Annotated in this window: 8 protein-coding genes and 2 pseudogenes; all 10 read left to right on the top strand. The window is 35.5% G+C overall.

Annotated elements, in window-relative coordinates; genetic code table 11:
• On the top strand, positions 1–281 hold a 281-nt coding region (locus tag FD31_RS04565), incomplete at its 5' end, for an LPXTG cell wall anchor domain-containing protein (RefSeq protein WP_157049142.1).
• 208 nt (positions 282–489) lie between these two features.
• A pseudogene (locus tag FD31_RS14560) lies at positions 490–3,706 on the top strand (leucine-rich repeat protein); the annotation flags it as partial.
• Position 3,707: 1 nt separating this feature from the next.
• Positions 3,708–4,058: pseudogene (locus tag FD31_RS14385) on the top strand (hypothetical protein); the annotation flags it as partial.
• Positions 4,059–4,171: 113 nt separating this feature from the next.
• Positions 4,172–4,906, top strand: a complete 735-nt coding sequence (locus FD31_RS04555) for a YebC/PmpR family DNA-binding transcriptional regulator (RefSeq protein WP_057891582.1) — start codon at positions 4,172–4,174, stop codon at positions 4,904–4,906.
• Positions 4,907–4,981: 75 nt separating this feature from the next.
• Entirely contained in the window at positions 4,982–5,950 is a 969-nt protein-coding gene (comGA, locus tag FD31_RS04550; RefSeq protein WP_057891581.1) for a competence type IV pilus ATPase ComGA, read from the top strand.
• Positions 5,916–6,929, top strand: a complete 1,014-nt coding sequence (locus tag FD31_RS04545; RefSeq protein WP_057891580.1) for a type II secretion system F family protein — start codon at positions 5,916–5,918, stop codon at positions 6,927–6,929. Before comGA ends, FD31_RS04545 begins: the two co-directional genes overlap by 35 nt.
• A complete protein-coding gene (locus tag FD31_RS14515) occupies positions 6,929–7,309 on the top strand; it encodes a prepilin-type N-terminal cleavage/methylation domain-containing protein (RefSeq protein ID WP_057891579.1) in 381 nt (126 codons plus the stop codon). The genes FD31_RS04545 and FD31_RS14515 overlap by 1 nt, the downstream gene beginning before the upstream one ends.
• A complete protein-coding gene (locus FD31_RS04535) occupies positions 7,296–7,739 on the top strand; it encodes a prepilin-type N-terminal cleavage/methylation domain-containing protein (RefSeq protein ID WP_083483584.1) in 444 nt (147 codons plus the stop codon). The genes FD31_RS14515 and FD31_RS04535 overlap by 14 nt, the downstream gene beginning before the upstream one ends.
• Positions 7,726–8,004 (top strand): hypothetical protein, encoded by a 279-nt coding sequence (locus tag FD31_RS04530; protein ID WP_057891577.1) that lies wholly within the window; start codon positions 7,726–7,728, stop codon positions 8,002–8,004. The genes FD31_RS04535 and FD31_RS04530 overlap by 14 nt, the downstream gene beginning before the upstream one ends.
• Positions 7,982–8,419 (top strand): competence type IV pilus minor pilin ComGF, encoded by a 438-nt coding sequence (locus FD31_RS04525; protein WP_057891576.1) that lies wholly within the window; start codon positions 7,982–7,984, stop codon positions 8,417–8,419. Before FD31_RS04530 ends, FD31_RS04525 begins: the two co-directional genes overlap by 23 nt.
• The last annotated feature ends 233 nt before the right edge of the window (positions 8,420–8,652 follow it).

Genomic DNA, 8,652 nt, shown 5'->3' with positions numbered 1-8,652 from the left:
ACCCAACAGATCCAACAGACCCATCGAGACCAATTATTGATTCTAGTGCCAATAATAACGAACAACGTGTTGTTTCGAAGGAAGTTTACTATATTCCTGGCACAAGTGGAAAAAATACTGGTACATTGTTAGCTACTGACTATCAACCAGCTTATCAAAAGTCAGGCATCGCAACGTTACCACAAACAGGAAATGATAATAATGTTTGGGTACAAATTTTAGGTGTACTGTTAGGAATTATGACCTTCGGTATAATTGATATCAAAAAGATTCATCATTAAAGTTAATTTCTAAAATCTTTCGCGTTTATTTGAAATATGATTATTAAAAATCAATCATTATGAAAGTCGACCTTTTAAAGGGTCGACTTTTTTTGCTATATCATATGAACATTATTTTTTATTAATTTTTGACAAAATGAATATTTAAGACTAAATATTTAAAAAAATAATTAAAATATTATATTATACCTCCAAGAGATGTTTAGACATGTTCAGAGAGCAATCATCTCAGTTAGGATGGTTTATTATTATGGCAAATAAGAAGATCATATTAAGTAAGAGACAATTATTGTTTGCTGCAGGAACAGCGATGACGTTGGGACTGGGAACTACTGTAGGTCAACAAGTTGTTGTTCATGCGGATGCTGACAATAATGCTACTTCTTCAACAACACCTTCCGAAAAACCTTCAACAGCTAGTACAGTTACTACTGCGACTCCTGCTAGTACAGGAACTCAAGGTTCGACTCAAAGTGTCGCTGTAGCTACTAGTTCAACAAACATTGATTCAACTTCCAATAGTGCTACTACTTCAAGTTCATCTCCAAATACAGGTAGTGCTTCTTCTTTAACTTCAGCAAATAAAGATCTAAATACAAATACAGGTTCAAGTTCAGATGAAACTTTAAACTCGTCCAGTTCAACTGCGGGTCCAACATCAGCTACGGTAGAAAGTGTTGTTTCATCAGCACCAACAAATTCTAATGGTTTAGCTGATATAGCAAAAGCAAGCCCTGTAACGGAGTCGACTCCAATAACTTCAACAACACCAGTATCTGCAGCTGCAACTAGTACAGCAGCTCCAATGACAACAACTCAAGTAACAACACCGGCGACTTCAACAACTACACCAGCTGCGACAGCTTCCTCCAATTTTAACTTAGTTGATACAACTGCTAATACGATTACATCTGATGCTAATCATACTAATGCTGATAACTTCAATTGGAGTACCAATGATGATAGTGGTGAGGCTTCTTTGGTCGGCACAACTGATAAATTAACGGACTCGTCGATTGATATTCCTACACAAATTACGGTAACTAATAATGCTACTAGCAGTAGTAAACAATACAATGTTACAAGTATTGGTAGTTCAGCCTTCCAAGGTAACCAAACTGTAACTAGTGTAAAAATTAATAGTGGTGTAACTGATATTGATGACGCTGCCTTTGCTTATTCGAAATTGCAAAATCTTGATTTAACAGAAGACAATGATTTAACAAATATTGGCAATTTAGCTTTTGTTAGTGACCAAATTAAAACGGTCGATTTACCAGATTCTGTTCAAACAATTGGGGATAATGCTTTTACTTATAATGAAGCATTGACTTCGTTGACGTTACCAGCAAGCTTGAAATCAATTGGGTATCAGTCTTTCTCGGATAATGGAAATTTAACATCTGTAACTTTACCAGCAAACTTACAGACTATTGGAAATCAAGCTCTTTCAAATGATAATAATTTGGAAAATATTGATTTTTCAAAAGATACAGCGTTGACTTCCATCGGTGATGAGGCTTTTTCAGGAGATTCACACACAACTGGAATCGACTTGAGCAATAACAATAATCTAACGAGTATTGGTGACTTGGCTTTTGCATACAATGGGAATAACAGCGTTGGAACTTATGAGGTTAAATTACCAGACAGCTTACAAACGATAGGCGACCAAGCTTTTGCTTCTAACTTGAAGCTACAAAATATTAGCTTAGGACCAAATGTTACTATTATTGGAAAACAAGCCTTTGTTTATGATACTGGCTTAACTAGTGTTGATATTTCGAATGCTAATAATTTAACTGAAATTGATGATGGAGCATTTGTATATACTGGTTTAACCGGCACTTTGAAAACACCAGCCAGTTTGAAAACAATCGGTAATCAGGCTTTTGGTGGATCACACCTTGAAGGCCTTGAATTAAATGAAGGCTTACAAACGATTGGTGATTCAGCTTTTGCATACAATGAGTTGACTGGAACTTTAAATATTCCAAGTACGATTCAAAACATTGGGACAGATGCTTTTCTAAGTAACCAATTAACTGGTGTATCAACGGATGCAGCTAATTTCTCAATTGGAACGGATGCATTTTCAAATAATCGGATTACCACAGTTTTAGCTCCCAATGTTACTAAAACTTTAACGACGTATAATCCTAATGCTGCAGTTAATCAATTTGCAGCTATTTTTACTGATTCTGCTCACAACAATATTTCAAATTACTTCAATGTAAATATCGGCGGTGTTACAGAACAAGCTATTGGAATTAACGATTTGAGTAACGGGGTTACTTATAGCAATGGTATTTTTACGATACCAAGTGGTGTGACAGATTTTACTTTTAATTGGATACTTTCTCCTGGCGAATCATCGGATCAAGGATATAGTGGTACTTACGACGTTGTTTTGAATGATCCTGTTATTAAAGCTATTAATTCAAATATTCCCGCTGGTACAACTTGGTCAGCAAGTGATAATTTTGTAGGTGCTTCGGTTTCTAACAGCAATATTCCACTTGAAAATATTAACGTAACAGTCGATGGTCAGGAAAATGGATCAATCGATACATCTACTGCTGGAACTCATAAAGTGGTCTATTCATATGGTTCGAATAGTACGACCGTTACTGTTGATGTGTATAAACGTTCTGGAACATACAGTTTAAGTGGCACTAGCTCAACAACTTACAATGGTAAAAGTCAGTCCGTTGATAGTAGCGGGTACCAGATAGTTTTATCTAACGGAACTGTTTATACGCTTCAAGACGGAGATTTATCTTTTGTATCAACTGGTGATACTAAGGACGCTGGTTCATATACCGTTCAATTGACGGATCAAGGAAAAAATAATATAGAGAACTTTAGTCAAAATAATTTGTATGATTGGACTGTTGGCTCTGATACAGCTGAATTTACTATTAACCCAGCTCCAGTAACTATTACTGCTAATAATGCTACAAAGGTTGCAGGAAGTAGTGACCCTGATTTGAGTGCAACTGTGACGGTACCTAGTTACGTTGAGAATGGGGATGCACTGAATTATACCGTTAGCCGCGAACCTGGCGAAACTGCAGGGGATTATAAAATTATCGTTACAGCAGGTAATAACCCTAATTACAGTGTGCAGGTTGAAAACGGTAATTTTACTATAACTGCCTCTAAACAAAGTATTAATGGTAGCGACTACACAATGCATATAGGTGATTCCACTCCAACTGCAGCTGATTTTCAAGCCTCAGCTACTGATTCAAATGGGAATCCGTTGGATGTTTCTGTTGATTTTGGAACAGCAGATTTAACTACAGCCGGAACGTATGAAGTTACTTTGAAATCCAGTGATTCACAAACGAAAACAGTTCATTTGATTGTTGAAGATGCAATAGATCCAGATCCTAAACCAAGTCCAGATCCAGACCCAGGAANCCAACAGATCCAACAGATCCAACGGACCCAACGGACCCAACAGATCCAACGGACCCAACGGACCCAACAGATTCAACAGACCCAATAGACCCATCGAAACCAATTATTGAAGCTGACTCCAAGCAAAATGGACAACAGGCTGTTTCTGAATCCGTTTATTATATTCCCGGAATTAGTGGTAAAAACTCAGGTACATTAATAGCAACAGATTATCAACCAACCTATCAAAAATCTGGTGTCGCAACGTTCCCACAAACAGGAAACGAAAGTGGTGTCGGAATGCAAATATTAGGTGTAATAATCGCAATTTTGACGTTTGGTGTAATCGATATCAAGAAAGTTCATCATTAAGGCTAATATCTGGAATAATTCATGGTTATTTATCCCGCAAATATTGAAATAAAACGATTACTTTGATAAAATAATATGCGGTTTACAATTAATCATGAAAGAAGGAAACAGAAATGTCAGGACATTCAAAATGGCATAACATCCAAGGTAGAAAAAGTGCCCAAGATGCCAAGCGTGGTAAAATCTTCCAAAAGTTGTCTAGAGAATTATTTATGGCAGCTAAGGCAGGTGGCTCCGATCCTAACGATAATGCTGCCCTTCGTTTAATAGTAGATAAAGCTCGTGCAGCCAATATGCCAAAGGACAACATTAAACGTGCCTTAGACAAGGCTGATGGCGGTAGTGATGAACATTATGATGAAGTTACATACGAAGGCTACGCTCCAGGTGGAGTTGCAGTTTTAGTAGAAGCTTTGACAGATAACAAAAACAGAACTGCTTCTGCCGTACGTGTTGCATTTACCCGTAACGGAGGAAGCATGGGCTCAAGTGGTTCAGTTGCTTACATGTTTGACCGTAAAGGTTATATCGTTCTTGACCGTTCAAAGAACTCTCAAGATGAAGATACTGTTTTAATGGATATCATGGATCTTGGCGCTGATGATCTTCAAACATCTGACGACGCTTATGAAATCTACACTGAAGCAAAAGAATTTGCTGCAGTACGTGATGGATTGATCGAAAAGGGATACGAACTTGCCGACTCTGAGTTGACAATGATCCCTCAAAATACGACACCAGTACCAGAAGATAAACAAGAACAATTCGAACACATGATCGACCAATTGGAAGATGATGAAGACGTTTCAGAAGTTTATACTGCTGCTGCAGATGACGATGACGAATAATTCAAATAATTAAAGACCACAGACAAAAGTCTGTGGTCTTTTTTTGCGTAATCTTTTGTGAAAGGGGGTCGTTGTATGACGGCAGAAACAATGGTTAGCAATTTACTAACCGAGGCTTGTACGAATAAAATTTCTGATATTTATTTTTTACCACGCGATAATTTTTATCATTTGGAAGCACGTAATTCGTTACAAAGCTATACCGTAGCTGATTTAACGATTGAAGAAACACTGGCTATTATGAATTATCTAAAATTTAATTCAGGGTTGGATGTTTCAGAGCGACGACGTTCACAGAAGGGAGCTTTTAATTTCGTTTATCAAAATCGTAATATTTTTATTAGAATTTCTTCGGTCGGTGATTTTAAAAATCGAGAGTCAATGGTGGTGCGTTTGATTTATCCCCCAGAGTTAACTTCTAATATTGACGAGACCATAATTGATGAATTATTACCGATTTCTCAGCGTAAGGGCATGATGATTTTTGCCGGTCCTATGGGGTCAGGGAAGACTTCGTTAATGTACGCGTTAGGTCGGCGATTAAGCTGGAATAAAAAAGTTATGTGTATCGAAGATCCTATCGAAATTGTGGAGGATAACTTTTTACAATTGCAAGTTAATGCTGAAGCGGGGATGACCTATGAGGAATTGATTAAAACTAGCTTACGGCATCGTCCTGAAGTGCTGATTATTGGAGAGATTCGTGATAGCCAAACTGCTCGACAAGTGGTGCAGGCGGCTATTTGTGGCTATACCGTAATGACAACGATTCATGGGAAATCTAAGTATTCAGTAATCCAACGCTTACGGCAATTTGGAGTCAATGACACAGAAATACTGAATGCAGTGAACTATATTTCTTATCAACGATTAGTTCCAACGGAAAATGATTTGAAATTATTTCTCGATGTGATGGAAAATACTGAGATTAAAAATTTTATTGAGCAACAAATTATTGATGATAATTGGCAACAACTTTTACAAAAGTCATATCAAATGGGTCAGATAAATGAAGATATCTATCAAGAGTTCATTTTCGGGTAAGAAGTTAAAAACAAGTCAACAAGCTGAATATTTATTGATCATTAGTAAATTGTTGAAGAATGGATTTTCACTAAGTCAGTCAATTAACTGTTTACGCTTACTTGATGAGGATGAAAAAGTATTTACAAAAATCAATCGAGACTTACAAAGTGGTGCGATGATTTCACAATCGTTGAAACATTTGCAACTACCAACTGTGATTTTCAATCAATTAGTTATTGCCCAAGAACACGGCAATATTGCTCAGACATTGGAACAAACGGGACAACTATTGCAGAGCCAAGCTCGTCAAAAAACAAAATTGAAGGAGCTTTTGGCTTATCCGTGTTTCATCTTAGCCTTTCTAGTAACGATGTTAGTAGGGATGAAAATATATATTATTCCACAGCTAGAAATCGCTAATGGTGGGAAAAATATCGATTTGTTTTTACAATTAATCCTTTTAATACTTGTGATTATCTTAATATGCGGTTTGATGTTTGCTTGGAAATTGAGGCGGAAACCTGAATATCAACAAGCTTTAGTACTTGTGAAATTACCAACAATTGGAGCAATCTATTTAAGCTTTTTCCAGTTTTTGATTTTACAAGGTCTCGGAATGCAACTAGCTAGTGGAATGAATTTATATGATATTTGTGAATCAAATAACCGCTTTCAAAAGGGATCAATTCAAGTGTACTTGGCTAATAAATTTGTTAATGATTTAACGGAAGGTAAAAGTCTCTTGCAGTTAATTGATGATGAACCATTGTTGCCAAAGCAGCTACGAGTGCTTTTACAGGCTGGTGAAAGTGGCTCACAGTTGGCTGCAGATCTGTTATTGATGTCAGAGTTAAAGTTCGAGGAAACGCAACGAGGTTTGAAAAAGCTATTGAATTTGGTGCAACCAATATTGTTTGGAATCATTGCGATAGTAGTGGTTGTCACATATTTGATGGTATTACTACCAATATACGAAATGATGAAAGGGATGTCCTAATGAAAAAAATTCGTAAAGGTTTCACATTAATTGAAATGGTTATTGTATTGTTTATTATCTCGTTGTTGCTGTTGATTATGATTCCTAATTTAGCAGCACAAAGAGATAATGCAACTAAAAAATCTGAACAAGCATTTAAAACAACATTAGTAACTGAAGCAGGACTATTTTTAGAAAATAATCCAGATAAAGATGGGGCAAATGTGGAAAGCAAGTCTAAAGTTACAATTGAACAACTAGCCAAAAACGGTTATATCACAAAGTCTCAGGTAGAAAGAGCTAAAAAAGTGGGAATTAATGAAACAGATAATATTTTTGATCATACTGAAGATATAAAAATAGGTGAAGGTAAAGGTAAGAGTATGAATGGAGCATCCTAGAAAAGGATTTACTCTTTTGGAAGTATTACTTGGTTTATTAATATTTTGTTTTTTAACAACAATTTCTTTATACAATATCAAAGATTATCAGGCCAGAATTGAAGAAAAACAATCATTAGAATGGTTCAAAAACACATTTAAAACAGCCTTTAACCGAGCTTATTTAACGGGGCACGAGAGCACATTCATGATAGAAAAAAATAATACGATTATTTTTGATGTTCGTGGTAAATATGAAAAAACAAAGCAAATTGAAAGAAAGTTACCTTCTTGGTTGTCGTTTTATGAAAATTCAGGAAGTATATATAAAATTTATGGTTCAGGGGAAGGTTCTCCAGTAACAATAACTGTAAATTCTGCATTAACTCATAAAGAATATATTTATAAAGTTCAAATGGGATGGGGAGAAATCATTGATGAAACGACATGATGGTTTTGTTTTGCTTGAGTCTTTGACCGCCTTTTTTATTTCTTTGTTGATACTTTTGACTTTGGTATATTGTGTTAATGAACAATTCAATTTATTGAATCAATGGGAAGAAAAGGTCAGCTCAGATAAGATTATTTTATTGCATTTAAAAAGCGATAAAATTCCTAATCCCTTAATAATTAAAGATAAAAAATATTTTTTTTCACAAGAGTCGAATACTTACCAAGTGAAAGTGAATGGACATGTTTATCAAATTAAAAAATAAACATCGAGGTTTCATTTTATACGAAACAGTTGTGGCCTTGATGATAACGATAATGACATTAGGAATTTTGCAACAATCACTTCAAATTTTGCATTCGGTGCAAAAAACATCGTTTCGAGATCAAGTAAGATGGCATATTACACAGGAAAAGCTTCAAGATTTGCTGGGTCCCCGGAAATTAAAAAGTGTTTTGGACGATAAGGTTTATTATTTTGATGACGAAAATAAGACGATGGTCTTAGAGAATTATCAATCACAAATGTTAAGGATAACCACTGCTACTGAAGGAGGACATTTACCAGTAATGACAAATATCCAAAAGATTAACATTGAAAAAATTGAAAATTTAGTTATCATTACAACAGAGAACAAAGCCGGTCAAAAGTCACAAATGTGCATAATCAATGATCCGTAAGCTAATTTTCGACAATCAAAAACATAGCGGAACTGTGTTACTAAATAGTATATTAGTACTTATGGTTTCAATTATGGTTGTCGGTTATAGTACGTCTTATTTAAGCGAACAGATCAACGATTACCGGCAATTAGATAAGATATACAAGCAACAAATTAACAAAGAAATTAATAAAAGTAATAAAATAGACTATTGAGAATTTAGGAATCCTTGAATAAAATCGGTTCCAACGT

This window comes from Companilactobacillus nantensis DSM 16982, from assembly GCF_001435815.1.
Classification (GTDB): domain Bacteria; phylum Bacillota; class Bacilli; order Lactobacillales; family Lactobacillaceae; genus Companilactobacillus; species Companilactobacillus nantensis.
Note: the sequence above shows the minus strand (reverse complement) of the source record. Positions and strands in the feature narration are given on the sequence as shown.